13 protein-coding genes are annotated in these 16,356 nt (G+C 61.5%); 4 read left to right on the forward strand and 9 right to left on the reverse strand.

Annotated features, from left to right (window positions below):
• Positions 1–14 precede the first annotated feature (14 nt).
• From araD to chvE, 6 genes are all read right to left on the reverse strand, one after another.
• The gene (araD, locus tag AB4Z25_RS00330) at positions 15–1,754 is read right to left on the reverse strand and encodes an L-arabinonate dehydratase (protein WP_112537982.1); all 1,740 of its coding nucleotides are present in this window, start codon (positions 1,752–1,754) and stop codon (positions 15–17) included.
• Positions 1,755–1,814: 60 nt separating this feature from the next.
• Positions 1,815–3,248: an aldehyde dehydrogenase family protein gene (locus AB4Z25_RS00335; RefSeq protein WP_112537981.1), complete on the reverse strand. Its 1,434-nt coding sequence runs from the start codon at positions 3,246–3,248 to the stop codon at positions 1,815–1,817.
• A gap of 69 nt (positions 3,249–3,317) precedes the next feature.
• Complete coding sequence (gene araD1 / locus AB4Z25_RS00340; protein ID WP_162698683.1) at positions 3,318–4,313, reverse strand: AraD1 family protein; 996 nt, start codon at positions 4,311–4,313, stop codon at positions 3,318–3,320.
• 113 nt (positions 4,314–4,426) lie between these two features.
• Complete coding sequence (gene mmsB / locus AB4Z25_RS00345) at positions 4,427–5,632, reverse strand: multiple monosaccharide ABC transporter permease (RefSeq protein ID WP_112515568.1); 1,206 nt, start codon at positions 5,630–5,632, stop codon at positions 4,427–4,429.
• Entirely contained in the window at positions 5,629–7,167 is a 1,539-nt protein-coding gene (gene mmsA / locus AB4Z25_RS00350; protein WP_112537979.1) for a multiple monosaccharide ABC transporter ATP-binding protein, read from the reverse strand. The genes mmsB and mmsA overlap by 4 nt, the downstream gene beginning before the upstream one ends.
• A gap of 97 nt (positions 7,168–7,264) precedes the next feature.
• Positions 7,265–8,329, reverse strand: a complete 1,065-nt coding sequence (chvE, locus tag AB4Z25_RS00355; RefSeq protein ID WP_112537978.1) for a multiple monosaccharide ABC transporter substrate-binding protein — start codon at positions 8,327–8,329, stop codon at positions 7,265–7,267.
• 273 nt (positions 8,330–8,602) lie between these two features.
• Between chvE and AB4Z25_RS00360 the strand changes: the two genes are divergently transcribed.
• Entirely contained in the window at positions 8,603–9,604 is a 1,002-nt protein-coding gene (locus AB4Z25_RS00360) for a LysR family transcriptional regulator (RefSeq protein WP_112538024.1), read from the forward strand.
• A gap of 63 nt (positions 9,605–9,667) precedes the next feature.
• Positions 9,668–10,171, forward strand: coding sequence for a hypothetical protein (locus AB4Z25_RS00365; RefSeq protein ID WP_112537977.1), 504 nt, complete (start codon positions 9,668–9,670; stop codon positions 10,169–10,171).
• On the opposite strand, the gene AB4Z25_RS00370 is transcribed toward AB4Z25_RS00365, so the two are convergent.
• Positions 10,172–10,417 carry a hypothetical protein gene (locus AB4Z25_RS00370; protein ID WP_112537976.1) on the reverse strand — a complete coding sequence of 82 codons (246 nt, stop codon included), beginning with the start codon at positions 10,415–10,417 and terminating at the stop codon, positions 10,172–10,174.
• A gap of 154 nt (positions 10,418–10,571) precedes the next feature.
• On the opposite strand from AB4Z25_RS00370, the gene iolG reads away from it, so the two are divergent.
• Both iolG and AB4Z25_RS00380 read left to right on the forward strand, forming a co-directional pair.
• Positions 10,572–11,564: an inositol 2-dehydrogenase gene (gene iolG / locus AB4Z25_RS00375; protein ID WP_112537975.1), complete on the forward strand. Its 993-nt coding sequence runs from the start codon at positions 10,572–10,574 to the stop codon at positions 11,562–11,564.
• Positions 11,565–11,735: 171 nt separating this feature from the next.
• Positions 11,736–12,626, forward strand: a complete 891-nt coding sequence (locus AB4Z25_RS00380; protein ID WP_112537974.1) for a DMT family transporter — start codon at positions 11,736–11,738, stop codon at positions 12,624–12,626.
• Here the strand turns inward: AB4Z25_RS00380 and AB4Z25_RS00385 are convergent, their stop codons facing one another.
• The gene (locus AB4Z25_RS00385) at positions 12,627–14,411 is read right to left on the reverse strand and encodes a radical SAM protein (protein ID WP_112537973.1); all 1,785 of its coding nucleotides are present in this window, start codon (positions 14,409–14,411) and stop codon (positions 12,627–12,629) included.
• 262 nt (positions 14,412–14,673) lie between these two features.
• A complete protein-coding gene (locus AB4Z25_RS00390; protein ID WP_112537972.1) occupies positions 14,674–16,329 on the reverse strand; it encodes a DEAD/DEAH box helicase in 1,656 nt (551 codons plus the stop codon).
• Positions 16,330–16,356: the final 27 nt, after the last annotated feature.

The following is a 16,356-nucleotide window of genomic DNA, read 5'->3' on the forward strand; positions in this document are numbered from 1 at the left end:
CAAGACATGGTTGTTTAGTGGCTGTCCTTGCCGACAGCACTGCCACGACATCCCTTGAGGAAGTCGAGGTCGGCGCCGGTGTCGGCGCCCTCAACGTGCTGCTGGTGCAGCCAGGCGTAGCCCGAGGTCGGCAGGTCGTGGTGCGGCTTCCATTCGGCGAGACGCTTTGCCAGCTCCTCTTCGGAAATGTCGAGGTGCAGGCGGCGGTTCGGGACGTCGAGCTCGATGAAGTCGCCGTTCTTGACGACAGCCAGCGGGCCGCCGACGGCAGCTTCCGGCGAGGTGTGCAGGACGACGGTGCCGTAGGCGGTGCCGGACATGCGGGCGTCGGAGATGCGCACCATGTCGGTGATGCCCTTCTTGAGCACCTTCGGCGGAAGGCCCATGTTGCCGACTTCGGCCATGCCCGGATAGCCCTTCGGACCACAGTTCTTCATGACCATGACGCAGGTCTCGTCAATGTCGAGATTGTCGTCGTTGATCTTCGACTTGTAGTCGTCGATGTCTTCGAAGACGACGGCGCGGCCGCGGTGGACCATCAGGTGCGGGGAGGCGGCGGACGGCTTCAGGACGGCGCCCTTCGGCGCCAGATTGCCGCGCACGACGACGATGCCGCCGGACTGCGTCAGCGCCTTTTCAGCCGGCAGGATGACGTCCTCGTTCCAGTTGACGACGTCCTTGACCTCATCCCACATGCTTTCGCCGGAGACGGTCAGCGCATCCTTGTGCAGGAGACCGGCTTCGCCGAGGCGCTTCAGCACGACGGGCAGGCCGCCGGCATAAAAGAACTCTTCCATCAGGTACTTGCCCGACGGCATCAGGTTGACGATCGTCGGCACGTCGCGGCCACAGCGGTCCCAGTCGCCGAGCGTAAGGTCGATGCCGACGCGGCCGGCCATGGCGAGAAGGTGGATGACGGCATTGGTCGAGCCGCCGATGGCCGCGTTGGTGCGGATGGCGTTTTCGAAGGCCTGCTTGGTCATGATGTCGGAGGGCTTCAGGTCGTCCTTGACCATCTGCACGATGCGGCGGCCGGTCAGCTGCGCCATCACCTTACGGCGGCTGTCGACGCCGGGGATCGCGGCATTGCCCGACAGTGCCATGCCGAGGGCTTCGGCCATCGACGCCATGGTCGAGGCTGTGCCCATGGTGTTGCAGGTGCCGGACGAACGGCTCATCGAGGCTTCAGCCTCGAGGAACTCGGCCTGCGTCATCTCGCCGGCCTTCACCATTTCGGAGAATTTCCAGAGATGCGTGCCGGAGCCGACGCGTTCGCCGCGGAAATAGCCGTTCAGCATCGGACCGCCGGTGACGACGATCGACGGCAGGTCGACGGAGGCAGCACCCATGATCAGCGACGGCGTGGTCTTGTCGCAGCCGACGAGCAGCACGCAGCCATCCATCGGCTGGCCGCGGATCGCTTCCTCGACCGCGAGAGCGGCAAGGTTGCGGTACATCATCGCCGTCGGGCGGAAGGTGTTTTCGGAGGCCGAGAACACAGGCACTTCCATCGGGAAGCCGCCGGCTTCCCAGACGCCGGCCTTCACCTTTTCGGCGAGCTCGCGCAGATGGCCGTTGCACGGCGTCATGTCCGACCAGGTGTTGAGGATGCCGATCACCGGGCGTCCGTCGAACAGGTCGTGGGGATGTCCCTGGTTCTTCATCCAGCCGCGGTGATAGATGACGTCACGGCTGGTGCCGCCGTACCATTCCTGCGACCGAAGCTTGCGCGGCCATTCCGCTTTCTTGAACATAGTCTCTGTCCTTCAAGGGCGCCGGACCGCCTCGCACGGCCCGGAACGCCAATGGATGTCTTAGGCCAGTGTGTAGCTGGTCTTGACGGTTGTGTAGAATTCGGCGGCGTACTTGCCCTGCTCGCGCGGGCCGTAGGAAGAGCCCTTGCGGCCGCCGAACGGAACGTGGAAATCGACGCCTGCGGTCGGCAGGTTGACCATCACCATGCCGGCTTCGGCATTGCGCTTGAAATGCGTCGCATGCTTGAGGCTGGTTGTGGCGATGCCCGACGAAAGGCCGAACGGCGTGTCGTTGGCGGTTGCCAGCGCTTCTTCGTAATCCTTGACGCGGATGACGGAGACGACAGGTCCGAAGATCTCTTCGCGCGAAATGCGCATCTGGTTGGTCGCTTCGGTGAAGAGCGTCGGCTGCAGATAGAAGCCGGGCGTTTCGCGGGTGATGGTTTCACCACCGAAGGCAAGCTTAGCGCCTTCCTTCTTGCCAATCTCGATGTAATCGGTGTCGGTCTTCAGCTGGCGCTCATCGACCACAGGGCCGATATGGGTGCCGGGCTTCAGGGCGTTGTCGACGACGATGGTCTTGAGCTTTTCCGTGAGTGCGGCAACGAACTTGTCGTGGATGCCTTCGGTGACGATCAGGCGCGACGAGGCGGTGCAGCGCTGACCTGTCGAGAAAAAGCCGGAGTTTGCGGCGGCTTCGACGGCGACCGTCAGGTCGGCATCGTCGAGAACGACCATCGGGTTCTTGCCGCCCATTTCCAGCTGGAACTTGCGGTTATGCTCAATGGAGGCGGCAGCGACGCGCTTGCCGGTGCCGGTCGAGCCGGTGAAGGTGATGCCCGAAACATCAGGGCTGTCGAGCATGACCTGGCCGACGACCGAGCCCTTGCCCATGACGAGGTTGAGGACGCCCTTCGGCAGGCCTGCGCGGTGCAGGATATCGACGATCGCCCAGGAGCAGCCCGGAACGAGTTCGGCCGGCTTGAAGACGATGGTGTTGCCATAGCAGAGGGCAGGGGCGATCTTCCAGGCAGGGATGGCGATCGGGAAGTTCCAGGGCGTGATGATGCCGATGACGCCGAGCGGGTCGCGGGTGATCTCGACGCCGATATTCGGACGCACCGAGGGAACGATCTCGCCGGCAAGGCGCAGCACTTCGCCTGCGAAGAATTCGAAGATCTGCGAGGCGCGGATGGTCTCGCCGATGGCTTCCGGCAGGGTCTTGCCTTCTTCGCGGGCAAGCAGCGCACCGAGCTCGTCCTTGCGGGCCATGATCTCGTCGCCGGTCTTCTTCAGGATGACGTGGCGTTCCCAGATGCCGGAGCGCGACCAGGCCGGGAAGGCGGCCTTGGCGGCGGCAATGGCGTTCTTGGTGTCTTCGGCGGAGCCATCAGCATAGAGGCCGACGACTTCGTTGGTGTCGGACGGATTGATGTTCTTCGTCGCATTGGTGCCGACCCATTCGCCGGCGATCAGGTTCTGATAAATGGTCATGGGCTCGCGAGCCTCCTTTACCTTTTATGAAAAATGACCCGGCCGTAGCGGCAGCCGGGTCATGGGAAATTAGAGCTGCTTGACGACGATTTCTTCTTCGGCGTCGATTTTCAGCGGATTCTTCAGCGGCAGGCCGAATTCGGCGACCTCGATTTCGAAGACGTCGCCGGCTTCCGGCTTGATGCCGTCGGCAAAGGACAGTGTCGCCGTGCCGAACATGTGGACATGAACGTCGCCTGGTACGCGGAACAGGCCGTATTTGAAGTGATGGTATTCGAGGTTCGCAAAGGTGTGCGACATGTTCGCTTCACCTGACAGGAACGGTTTTTCGAAGATCACCTCGTCGCCGCGCTTGATGCGCGAGGTGCCGCGGATATCCTCAGGGGCAACGCCGATCCGGATTTCCGGGCCGAAGCTTGCTGGACGCAGCTTGGAATGGGCGAGGTAGAGATAGTTGATCCGCTCGGTAACGTGGTCGGAAAATTCGTTCGACAGCGCAAAACCGATGCGGAACGGGTTGCCGTCTGCCGAGATCACGTAGATGCCGGCCATTTCGGGCTCTTCGCCGCCATCGAGCGCGAAGGAGGGGGAGACGAGGGGAGCGCCCGGTGCCGCAGCGCCGTAGCCGTTGCCCTTGTAGAACCACTCGGGCTGGACGCCCTTTTCGCCTGCTTTCGGCTTGCCGTTCTCGATGCCCATCTTGAACATCTTCATCGAGTCGGTGAGGGTTTCCTCAGCGGCTTCGCTGGTCTTCTTGTGCATGCTGTCACGGGTGGCGGCCGAGCCCAGATGCGTCAGGCCGGTGCCGGTCAGATGCAGGTGGGCGGCGTCGGGATGGGTGATCGGCGGCAGGAAGCTGCCATCCGCGTAAGCCTTCTCCAGATCGACGGCATCGCCGAGGCCATGCGCCTCGATGACCGAGACGAGGGACTTGCCGGCGTTTGCCGCTTCCATCGCCAGCGCATAGACGCTGCCTGCATTCTTCACGGCTTTCGCTGCACCGCCCGGCTCGCGCACGGCGACGATGATCTCTCCGTTCGAACCCTTGATCTGCGAAATGAGCACGGTCTTCATCCTCTTTGGGTAGCTGCGGATAATGCTCCGCCCGTCCGGCTCCCTGGGGAGCCGGAACTATTCGTTTTCATGACTGCGAATGCATGGAGCCGGCGCCGAAGCGCTCAGCCCTTATTCTTGTTATAGACGTCGAAGAAGACGGCGGCCAAAAGGACGGCGCCCTTGACCATCTGCTGGTAGTCGATGCCGAGGCCGATGATCGACATGCCGTTGTTCATGACGCCCATGATGAAGGCGCCGATGACGGCACCGGTAATCTTGCCAACGCCGCCGGATGCCGATGCACCGCCGATGAAGCAGGCCGCGATGACGTCGAGTTCGAAACCGACGCCGGCCTTCGGGGTTGCCGAGTTGAGGCGAAGCGCGACGATGATGCCGGCGAGACCGGCAAGCGCACCCATGTTGACGAAGGTGTAGAAGCTCAGGCGTTCGGTGTTGATACCGGAGAGCTTGGTGGCCTTCTCGTTGCCGCCCATGGCGTAGACGCGGCGGCCGATCGTGGTGCGGCGGGTGACGAAGGTGTAGACCGCGATCAGCACCAGCATGACGACGAGGACGTTCGGCAGGCCGCGATATGTCGAGAGCTGCCAGCCGAGTGCGATGATCGCCAGCGTCACGATAGCGTTCTGGCCGATGAAGAAGCCGAAGGGCTCGACATCGATGCCGTGGCTTTCATTGACCTTGCGGCGGCGCCAAGCGAGGTAGAAGAGAACGGCCGGGATGATCAGCGTCAGGATGAGCGAGGTCGACTGGACCGGGATGCCGGCGATGTCGATCATGTCGCCCGGCAGGAAGCCGGTGCTGATGACCTGGAATTCCTTCGGGAAGGGGCCGATGTTCTTGCCGCCGAGAACCGTCAGTGTCAGGCCGCGGAAGACGAGCATGCCTGCCAGCGTGACGATGAAGGACGGGATGCGGTGATAGGCGATGAAATAGCCCTGTGCCGCGCCGATCAGCGCGCCGACGAGGATACAGATCACGCCGGCCAACCAGAAGTTCACGCCGAGCGACACCGTCAGGATCGCCGCTATCGCGCCGACAAGGGCGACGATCGAGCCGACCGAGAGGTCGATATGACCCGCCACGATGACCAGCAGCATGCCGAGCGCCATGATGACGATGAAGGAGTTCTGGAGAACGAGGTTGGTCAGATTGACCGGGCGGAACAGGATGCCGCCGGTATAGATCTGGAAGAACAGCATGATCGCGACCAGCGCAATCAGCATGCCGTATTCGCGAATGTTGCCGCGGATGTAGTCAACAACGGAAACGACGTTGCTTTCCTCGGTTGTCGGGTTGACCGGAGTCATTGTTTCTTCTCCCCTGAGCGCATGATAGCGCGCATGATGGTTTCCTGGCTCGCTTCTCCCTTCGGCAGTTCCGCGACGATCCGTCCTTCGTTCATGACGTAGATACGGTCGCACGTACCGAGAAGCTCGGGCATTTCCGATGAGATCATCAGAACGCCTTTACCGTCGGCGGCAAGCTGGTTGATGATAGTATAGATTTCATATTTCGCACCCACGTCGATACCGCGGGTCGGCTCGTCCAGGATCAAAACATCGGGATCGGAGAACAGCCACTTGGAGAGGACAACCTTCTGCTGGTTGCCGCCCGAGAGATTGACCGTTTCCTGGAAGATGCCCGACGAGCGGATGCGCAGCTTCGACCGGTAGTCGGTCGCGACCCTGCTTTCCTTGATGTCGTCGATGATCGTGTTGTTGGAGATGCCGGCGAGGTTCGCAAGCGAGGTGTTGTGCAGGATGCTGTCGTTCAGCACCAGGCCGAGATGCTTGCGGTCTTCGGTGACGTAGGCGAGGCCAGCGTCGATCGCCTTGCGGACAGTGCTGACGTCAACGGGCTTGCCGTGCATCAGAACGTCACCGGTGATTTTGTGGCCGTAGGCCTTGCCGAAGACGCTCATGGCAAACTCGGTGCGTCCGGCACCCATCAGGCCGGCGATGCCGACGACCTCGCCCTTGCGGACGTTGATGTTGATGTCGTGCAGCACCTGGCGGTCGCGGTGGTGCTGGTGATAGGCGTTCCAGTTCTTCACTTCGAGAATGGTTTCGCCGATCGGCACAGAACGCGGCGGATAGCGGTCTTCGAGATCGCGGCCCACCATGTTGCGGATGATGATGTCTTCGCTGACTTCGTCCGCGTGACAGTCGAGCGTCTTGACGGTCATGCCGTCGCGCAGGACCGTGATGTGGTCGGCGACTTTACGAATCTCGTTCAGCTTGTGCGAGATGATGATCGAGGTGATGCCCTGATTGCGGAACTCGATCAGCAGATTGAGAAGCGCATCGGAATCGCTTTCGTTCAGCGATGCCGTCGGTTCGTCGAGGATCAGCAGCTTGACGCTCTTCGACAGCGCCTTGGCGATTTCGACGAGCTGCTGCTTGCCGACGCCGATGTCGGTGACCAGCGTATCAGGGGATTCGCGCAGGCCCACCTTGGCGAGCAGCTGGCGCGTGCGATTGAAGGTTTCCTGCCAGCTGATGACGCCGTTCTTGGCGTTCTCGTTGCCGAGGAAGATGTTTTCGCCGATCGAGAGCAGCGGCACGAGGGCCAGCTCCTGATGGATGATGACGATGCCGATCTCTTCGGAGTCCTTCAGGACCTTGAAGTTGCGGACGTCACCTTCGTAGACGATTTCGCCGTCGTAGCTTCCGGACGGATAGACGCCGGAGAGAACTTTCATGAGGGTAGACTTGCCGGCTCCGTTTTCGCCGACCAATGCGTGGATTTCACCCTGGCGAACCTTGAGGTTCACATTCTCGAGCGCTTTGACACCCGGGAACGTCTTGGTGATGTTCCGCATTTCGAGGATTGTATTGTCCATAGTCAAAAATCCAGCGCCGTGACTTAAAAACTGCCAGGCGATCATAGAATCGAAGACCGGAACCCGCAACAAAGCGGGTTCCGGCCGACTTCTGAAATTACTTCAGCTGGTCTTCTTTGTAGTAACCGCTGTCGATCAGGACGGTCTTGTAGTTGTCCTTGGTGACAGCTACCGGCTTCAGCAGGTAGGACGGAACGACCTTGACGCCGTTGTCGTAGGTCTTGGTGTCGTTCACTTCCGGCTCCTTGCCAGACATGACGGCATCAACCATGGCGACGGTGACCTTGGCGAGTTCGCGGGTATCCTTGAAGATCGAGGAATACTGCTCGCCAGCGATGATCGACTTGATAGACGGAACTTCCGAGTCCTGGCCGGAAACGACCGGGAGCGGCTGGTCCGTGGTGCCGTAGCCAACGCCCTTCAGCGACGAAATGATGCCGATGGAGAGACCGTCGTAAGGCGACAGAACAGCGTCGACCTTGGCGTCGGTGTAGTTAGCCGAGAGCAGGTTGTCCATGCGAGCCTGGGCCGTTGCCGGGTCCCAACGCAGCGTGCCAACCTTGTCCATGCCGGTCTGGCCGGACTTTACGACGAGCTTGCCGCTGTCGATGTAAGGCTGAAGAACCGACATTGCACCGTCATAGAAGAAGAAGGCGTTGTTGTCGTCCGGCGAACCGCCGAAGAGTTCGATGTTGAACGGGCCCTTGCCGTCCTTGAGGCCGAGCTTGTCGACGATCGTGCCAGCCTGGAGAACGCCAACCTGGAAGTTGTCGAACGTTGCGTAGTAGTCAACGTTGCCCGAGTCGCGGATCAGGCGGTCATAAGCGATGACCTTGATGCCGGCGTCGTGAGCCTTCTGGAGAACGTCCGAAAGGGTCGTGCCGTCGATCGAAGCGATAACGAGAACCTTGGCACCCTTGGTGACCATGTTTTCGATCTGCGAAAGCTGGTTCGGAATATCGTCGTCAGCGTACTGGAGGTCGGTCTGGTAACCGGCGTCCGTGAGCTGCTTGACGATGTTGTTGCCGTCGTCGATCCAGCGAGCCGAAGACTTGGTCGGCATTGCGATACCAACGAGGCCCTTGTCAGCTGCCATTGCCGGCACAACGAACGAAGCGACGCCGAAGGCAGCCGCAGCCATCAATGAGATAATGGATTTCATTTCTCTCTCCCTTGTTAATAGATCGGCGGACGAAAAATCGCCCACCACGAAACTGTGGCAGGTTCCGTAGATCGGATAGTTACTTCAGATGGTGAGAAACGAAGTAGGTCTCCTCCACGATCTCACACGTGTTGAGTGCCAACCAGCACACGGCGGCAAACTCGTACGGAATCCTATAACTGTCAAATAGAATAAGTGGTAAAGTGCATAACAAATTTGGTATATCGTTAAAAAGTATTACTTTTAATGGAAGGCGGAGAGGAGGCCGCAACCATGCCGATCATTTCCGAGCCGCTTTCGCTGGATCACGTCGATATCCACAGCGATAATTTTGCCGACGATGCCTTTCTGCGTGCGGGTTTAAAGCTGAATCACCTGCGTATGATCGTCGCAATCGAAGATAGCGGCCAGATTTCGGCCGCTGCGGAGACGCTCGCCATCTCGCAGCCCGCCGCATCGCGGATGCTGTCCGAAATGGAATCAATCCTGAAGACCGCGCTCTACGAGAGGGTGGCACGCGGCGTGGTACTGACGACCTTCGGAGAAGCACTCGCCAGACGTGCACGCAAGATCCTGCTGGAGCTGCGCGAGGCGGGCCGGGAGATCGCCGAACTGAAGAGCGGGAAGGGCGGTTCGGTGTTCATCGGCGCGGTCACCGCGCCGGCCATGAGCCTCGTCGTTCCCGCCATCGACAAGGTGCGAAAGAGCTTCCCGGGGATCGAGGTCAACATCCAGGTGGAGACCAGCAACGTGCTGGCGCGCGAGCTCCTGGCGGCACGGCACGACTTCATCATCAGCCGCATACCCGACGATCTCAATCCGCGGCTTTTCGAGGTGCGCGAGATCGGCATCGAGAAGGCCTGCCTGATCGTGCGCAGCGGCCATCCGCTGCTGCAGGGTGGCCCGAGCAGCCTGTCCGACCTCAGCGACTACGACTGGGTGTTCCAGCCGCCGGGTACGCTGCTGCGCCGGACGGTCGAGGACATCTTCCTGGGGGCGGGCGTTCCGGTGCCCGGAAATATCGTCAACACCTCATCGCTGCTTCTGACCTGCGCCATCGTCTGCAAGACCGATGCGATCGCGCCGGTGGCGATCGACGTTGCGCAGTTCCTGGCGAGCCAGAATTCGCAGGCCGCCGATGTTCGCATCCTGCCGACCGAATTCGAGATCAACGTCAAGCCTTACAGCCTGATCACGGCGCGAGAGCGGGCGCTGCCGCCGAGCGCACGGCTGCTCTACGACCTGATCCTCGCGGAGGCGATGGCGCTGTCGTAATGGCCGCAAGCCCGGCGCCATGTTGGGACGCGAGACTGCGCCCCTTCGAAACGGGAAGGCGACATGCTGTTCGGACAATCGGTGTTCCAGTCGGTTCTGGAGCGCCTGAAGGCGGAAGAGGGCGAGGAAGACGACGAGGCTGGCGATCAGCCCGCGGCGTATCGCGTTCGCGGTTTCGCGACCGGCCTTGCCTTCGATGTGATGGAAGGGGTGTCAGCAGCCGGGGCGCAGAAGCCCGGCCACGCCTATTTCGACAATCTCGAATTCGAAGCGCCACCACCCGCGCCGGAAGCGCCTGTGGCCGAGCCGGAGCCTGAACCCGCACCGGAGCCTGAGCCGGAACCCGTCATGCCCGAACATCTGTCTCGCATCGCCCCGGCCGACATTGCGGCGGAGCTGGCGATCTCATCGACGGATACGGTGCAGTCGCTCGGCGAAAAGCGCCGAGCCTTTGCCAAGGCCAATCATCCCGATCGCGTGCTGCCGCAGTTTCGCGACAACGCGACGCGGCGCATGACATTGGCGAATCTTCTGATCGATGAAGCGGTGCGCCGCCTCAGCCGCTGATCACTCCGGATCCTTGTCTTCGGCGATGGGCTCCGCGCTTTCCGTCTTCTCTTCCGCTGGCGGCTGCGGCTTGAAGGTCCAGAACAGCATATAGAAGGCGTAGATGCCCGCGGCGCCCGACAGCACGCCCCAGAAGGGATCGCCGCCGAAAAACTCCACACCCGCCCAGCCAAGGCAGACTGCAACGATGAGCGCACGTACCCAGACGTTGCGATAGGCGGGATGGGTTGGATCAATCAGCTGCATAAGTTCCCCGGTCATATTTCCATCACTTGTCTTTAGGATGGATTTCACAAATGTGAAAGGGTGGCGGGCTTGACGGCTCGCATAGAAAATGGAATGAAAATTCCAGAAATATTGCAATTCGGTCCATTTGTTCCGAATTCCCAGGGAGGTTCTCATGACTGTCAGATTTGGTCTTCTCGGTGCCGGCCGTATCGGCAAGGTGCATGCCAAGGCGGTAAGCGGCGATGCGAATGCCAAGCTCGTCGCCGTCGCCGACGCGTTTCCGCAGGCGGCTGACGCCATCGCATCCGCCTATGGCTGCGAAGTGCGCACGATCGAGGCGATCGAGGCCGCCAAGGATATCGACGCCGTCGTCATCTGCACGCCGACCGACACCCATGCCGATCTGATCGAGCGTTTCGCCCGCGCCGGCAAGGCGATCTTCTGCGAAAAGCCGATCGATCTCGACGTCGACCGCGTCCGGGCCTGCATGAAGGTGGTCGAAGAAAACAAGGGCAAGCTGATGGTTGGCTTCAACCGCCGCTTCGACCCGCATTTCATGGCCGTTCGCAAGACGATCGACGACGGTCGCATCGGCGATGTCGAGATGGTGACGATCACCTCGCGCGATCCCGGCGCTCCGCCGGTCGACTACATCAAGCGTTCGGGCGGCATCTTCCGCGACATGACCATCCATGACTTCGACATGGCGCGCTTCCTGCTCGGCGAAGAGCCGGTCTCGGTCTTCGCAACGGCTGCCGTTCTCGTCGACAAGGCGATCGGCGAAGCAGGCGATTACGACAGCGTTTCGGTTCTGTTGCAGACGAAATCCGGCAAGCAGGCGATGATCTCCAATTCACGCCGTGCCACCTACGGCTACGACCAGCGTATCGAGGTGCATGGTTCCAAGGGCATGGTTGCCGCCGAAAACCAGCGTCCCGTTTCGATCGAGGTTGCCAATGGCGACGGCTATACCCGCCCGCCGCTGCACGACTTCTTCATGACCCGCTACACCGAAGCCTATGCCAACGAGATCGCCAGCTTCATCGCCGCGATCGAAAAGGGCAGCAAGATCGCGCCGTCGGGTGCCGATGGTCTCGCAGCGCTGGCGCTTGCCGATGCCGCGGTTCAGTCCGTCAAGGAAGGCAAGCTCATCAAGATCGGCTGACGGCCTTCTCCCGACCGAAAGCTGACCATGAGATGGCCGGGCAATCGCCCGGCCATTTCGGTTTCTGGGCATCAGCCGGATTTGAATTTAGCATCAACGTTTCGCCTTTGACGCAGCGGAGCGGGGAGGCTATCAGCCGGGGATGTTCTTGCTCTTGCCCCGAGCCGCATCATGACCCTCGACCGCTTCGCTCCCGCCATTTTCGTGCTTCTCTGGTCGACCGGCTGGGTCGTGGCGAAATATGCGGCGATGCATTCGGAGCCGTTCACGTTTCTCGTCATGCGCTACACGCTGTCGGCGCTCGCCTTCCTGGCGCTCTGTCTGGTGCTGAAGGCGAAGTGGCCCGACCGCGCGACCATCTGGCGGGCGATCTATTCCGGATTTTTCCTGCACGGCTTTTATCTTGCCGCCATATGGTGGGCGATCGCCAATGGCGTACCGGCCGGCATCTCCGGCGTGATTGCCGCCATGCAGCCGCTATTGACGGCGATGGCCGCACCCTTCCTGATCGGTGAGCGTCTGCAGCCGGCACAGAAATTCGGTCTGGCGCTTGGTTTCCTCGGCATCATCATTGCCGTGTCGCCCAAGATTCTGGAACCGGCGACCGCCGATCTTATGCATGCGGCGGTGCCGCTGACGATCAACCTGATCGGCATGGCCTCGGTCACCTACGGCACGATCTATCAGAAGAAGCATCTTCACAGCGGCGACCTGAAGACCATAGCGACACTGCAGTATCTCGGCGCGCTCATCATCACAGTGCCGCTGGCGCTCGCCTTCGAAAGCCTGCATTTCGACGGCACCGCCGAAGCCTTCGCGGCGCTGGCCTGGTCGGTCTTCGGTCTGTCGATGGGCGGCATTGGCCTGTTGCTCTACCTGATCCGCCGCGGTCAGGTGTCGCGCGCAGCGTCGCTGATCTACCTGATGCCGCCGACGGTGGCGATCGAGGCCTTTATCGCCTTCGGCGAGCCGCTGACACTGCCGCTCATCCTCGGGACTGTCGTTGTTGTCACTGGTGTCTATCTGACCAATCCAAAGAGCGTGCAGACGATTGACGCCTGATCACTCGGCGGCCGGAGCCGCGTGGGTGAGCTTTGCGATCTTGCGGACGTGGGTGACGGCGGCGGTGCCGCCCGAGGTCTTGGTGAAAAGCTCGAGGCGCTCTTCCTCGTTGTCCTCGACCGGCGTCAGCGCCTGATCCATGTAGGTCTTCGAGGCCGGGTCTCTGGCAATCTTGAAGGCGGCATAGCTCATTTTCAGGATGACGCCGGCAAGCTTCATATGCTTGCTGAAGGTTTCCCACGCAAAGCGAGGCCAGAAGAGCATCGGATGGACCGGCTTCAGGCCGGGTCGCAGTTCCGAGGGGTGCTTCAGGCGCAGCAACCCGCTCTGCAGCGGGTGGACGTTTTCGAGCGGGACCGTCGTTGCGAAGGAGACGAGGACCTTGACGAGGCTGGCGAGCGGCACGCCGGTGGCGACCGCGCGGCGCAGCAGCGTCTTCACATGCTCGGGCGAGTAATAGAGCGACCAAGCCTCGCGGTAGACGGTTTCCCACTCCTCGCGGCTCATCTTGTCATGGGCGGTACAGACATGCTCGACGTCGTAGGTGTTGAGGTCACCATCCATCTCGACGCCCTTGCGCCATAGCGTCTGATGGTCCTCTGAACCCGGCAGGGGCGTCAGCACGAAGAACTCGATGACATCGAGTGGCAGTTCATGCTGGATGATCTGGATGTCGCGGCGGATGCTCTCTGGCGTATCGGCGGGGAAGCCCAGAATGTAGCCGGCCAGCGTCATGATGCCCTGTGCCTTCCAGGCGAGCAGCATCTTGCGGTATTCGGTGATCTTGTTCTGGTTCTTCTTGGCGGCTGTCAGATTGTCGGGGTTGACGTTTTCAAGGCCGATGAAGACGCGGGTGACGCCGGCGCGCTTCGATTTCTCGATGAAGTTCGGGATCTTGTGGCAGAGCGTATCGACCTGGATCATTAGGCCGAGCGGAATGCCGTCCTTCTCCCTCAGTTCGATCAGCCGGTCGAAGATCGCTTCCCAATCGCGGTTGCGGGCGAAGTTGTCGTCGGTGATAAAGAATTTGTGGATGCCCTGCGCCCAGTTCATCCGGACGAGCTTCTCGATATCGTCGGCCGAGCGGAAACGCGACTTGCGGCCCTGAACGTTGATGATCGTGCAGAAGGAACACTGATAGGGACAGCCGCGCCCGGCATCGAAGCTGCTGGAGAGGCCAAGCGTGTGCTGGATGTTTTCCTTGCGCAGGAAGGGCACGGGCGTGCCGCCGATGCCGGGCAGATCGTTCATGAAATTGTAGACGGGTTCCAGCTGGCCATAGGCTGCGTCCTGCAGCACCTTGTCGAGGCGCCCTTCGGCTTCACCGGCAAACATCGAGATGCCCATCTCGCGGCAGGCGTCGAGTTCCACGGCCTTGCCGTCGAGCATCGACAGACAGCCGGAGACATGGAAACCGCCCATCGACACAGGAATGCTGGCAGCCCGGAAGGGGCGGGCGATATCGAGGGCGCGGGGATACTGGTTGGACTGCACGCCGATGAGGCCGACCATACCGAAATTGCCGTTGCGGGCAAGCAGTGACAGGAGTTCGGGAATATTGACGCGGGTGTTGGTCTCGTCGATCACCTTGATATCGACGCCGACACCGGGGCCGAGGACCTCGCGTTCGGCGCAGTCGGCGGCGATGCCGTAAAGCGCGGCCAGCGAATTGGAGGGGATCATCGCCCGCCACCAGCGGATCACGTAACCGTCGTCGTCATAATGCGACGGTTTGATCAGGATGAACTGAAAGCGGCGCGCGCTCGATCTCGAAGGCAATGACACTGGCTATCTCACTTAATCCAATGGACTTGAAAATAAACACAGTTAGCGGCGCGCGCTCCTGCCTGGGAGCCCGCGCCCAACAATACTGCTTGGATGACGATCCCGGCGTCTCGCATGCAGATTGCAATGTCGTTTTTCACATGTGACCGGTTCACGGCGCTTCGAGGCCGCTTATCCGGATGTAAGCCGTCTCCTGTGTTTTAAAACAAAAAGAGGCCGGAATATACCGGCCTCTTCGTGAATTCAGTATTCGGACAGACGCTCAGGCCTGTTCGCGGCGCTGGCCACCGCCGTTGCGCGGGCCCTTGCGGCGGATGCCGCCGGAGCCATCCTTGCGCTCGCCCTGGGCCTGCTGGCCTTCGCCATGCTTGCGGGCTGGACGGCCGTGGGCATTGCGGGCGCCGCCCGGATGATGGCGGTTTTCGCCACCGCCATGGTGCGGACGCTGCGGCTTCTTGGCGGCAGGACGGAAATCCGACGTCGTTGCGAGATCGTTGTCCGGGCCGAGGTCCGGAGCGACTTCGCCACGGCGCTGGCCGCGGAAGTCCTCGTTGCGCTGGGTCTGGCGCTCGGGACGGGGACGGCGCTCGCGGCGCTCCTCGCCACCTGCACGAACCTCACCGCCTTCACCTTCGCGGCGCGGACGCTGCGGACGGTTGCCGCGGTTTTCGCCACGGGGCTGCTCGCTGCGGCCTTCGCCGCCACGGGCCTGACGCTCGCCACCGCGATTGCGGTTGTTGCCATTGCCGTTGCCATTTGCACGGCGCGGGGCGGCGCGCATGTCGGCCGGCGCTTCGCCGCTGGCAACGGTGATGCTGATGTTCATCAGCTTCTCGATGTCACGGAGCAGGCGGGCTTCATCCGGAGCGCAGAAGGCGATCGCGATACCGTCACGGCCGGCACGGGCCGTACGGCCGATGCGGTGGACATAGGCTTCGGCGACTTCAGGCAGGTCGTAGTTGTAGACGTGGCTGACAGCCGGAATGTCGATGCCGCGGGCGGCAACGTCGGTGGCGATCAGCGTCTTGATATCGCCGTCCTTGAAGGACTTGAGGGCGCGCTCGCGCTGGCCCTGGCTCTTGTTGCCATGGATCGAGGCGACCGAATAGCCGACGGAATCGAGATGCTTCATCAGCTTCTCGGCACCATGCTTGGTGCGCAGGAAGACGATGGCGCGGCCATCCGGGTTCTGCGTCAGCGACTTCTTCAAGAGGTCGGTCTTGTCGTTCTTGCCGTTGACGAAGTGGACATACTGCTCGACCTTGTCGGCAGCCTTGCCCGGAGGCGTGACTTCGACGGTAACAGGATCGGTCAGGAAGTCGGCGGCAAGATCGGCAATCGCCTTCGGCATGGTGGCCGAAAACAGCATGGTCTGGCGCTTCTTCGGCACCATCTTGGAGATCTTGCGCAGGTCATGCACGAAGCCCAGGTCGAGCATCTGGTCGGCTTCGTCGAGCACGAGGTAGCGCACGGCCGTCAGGCCGATGGCGCGGCGGTTGACGAGGTCGAGCAGGCGGCCGGGGGTGGCGACCAGGATGTCGGTACCCTTTTCGAGCTGCAGCTGCTGCTTGTTGATCGACACGCCGCCGACGACGACGTTGATGCGCAGATGCGACTTGCGCAGGAAGTTCTTCAGGTTGACGGCGATCTGGTTCACCAGTTCGCGGGTCGGCGCCAGGATCAGCGTGCGGGTCGTGCGGTTGTCGGGGCGGCGCTCTTCGGGGATCAGCTTTTCGATGAGCGGCAGGCCGAAGGCAGCGGTCTTGCCGGTACCGGTCTGGGCGAGACCGATGAGGTCACGGCCCTGGATGAGCAGGGGGATCGCCTTTTCCTGGATGGGAGTCGGCGTTTCGATGCCGAGCTGGAAAAGAGTGGCGACGATCGGCTTGGAGACACCAAGCGATTCAAAATTGGTCAAGTCATAACCTTTTCAGGGCGCGCCAAA

Origin of the sequence: Rhizobium sp. RAF36 (assembly GCF_052114105.1) — a bacterium.
GTDB lineage: Bacteria > Pseudomonadota > Alphaproteobacteria > Rhizobiales > Rhizobiaceae > Rhizobium.

Coding starts and splice junctions, on each gene's coding strand:
- AB4Z25_RS00335 (WP_112537981.1), bottom strand. CDS start 3,248: ATGACCATTTATCAGAACCTGATCGCCGGCGAATGGGTCGGCACCAAT.
- chvE (WP_112537978.1), bottom strand. CDS start 8,329: ATGAAATCCATTATCTCATTGATGGCTGCGGCTGCCTTCGGCGTCGCT.
- mmsA (WP_112537979.1), bottom strand. CDS start 7,167: ATGGACAATACAATCCTCGAAATGCGGAACATCACCAAGACGTTCCCG.
- AB4Z25_RS00380 (WP_112537974.1), top strand. CDS start 11,736: ATGACCCTCGACCGCTTCGCTCCCGCCATTTTCGTGCTTCTCTGGTCG.
- AB4Z25_RS00360 (WP_112538024.1), top strand. CDS start 8,603: ATGCCGATCATTTCCGAGCCGCTTTCGCTGGATCACGTCGATATCCAC.
- mmsB (WP_112515568.1), bottom strand. CDS start 5,632: ATGACTCCGGTCAACCCGACAACCGAGGAAAGCAACGTCGTTTCCGTT.
- iolG (WP_112537975.1), top strand. CDS start 10,572: ATGACTGTCAGATTTGGTCTTCTCGGTGCCGGCCGTATCGGCAAGGTG.
- AB4Z25_RS00365 (WP_112537977.1), top strand. CDS start 9,668: ATGCTGTTCGGACAATCGGTGTTCCAGTCGGTTCTGGAGCGCCTGAAG.
- AB4Z25_RS00370 (WP_112537976.1), bottom strand. CDS start 10,417: ATGCAGCTGATTGATCCAACCCATCCCGCCTATCGCAACGTCTGGGTA.
- araD (WP_112537982.1), bottom strand. CDS start 1,754: ATGTTCAAGAAAGCGGAATGGCCGCGCAAGCTTCGGTCGCAGGAATGG.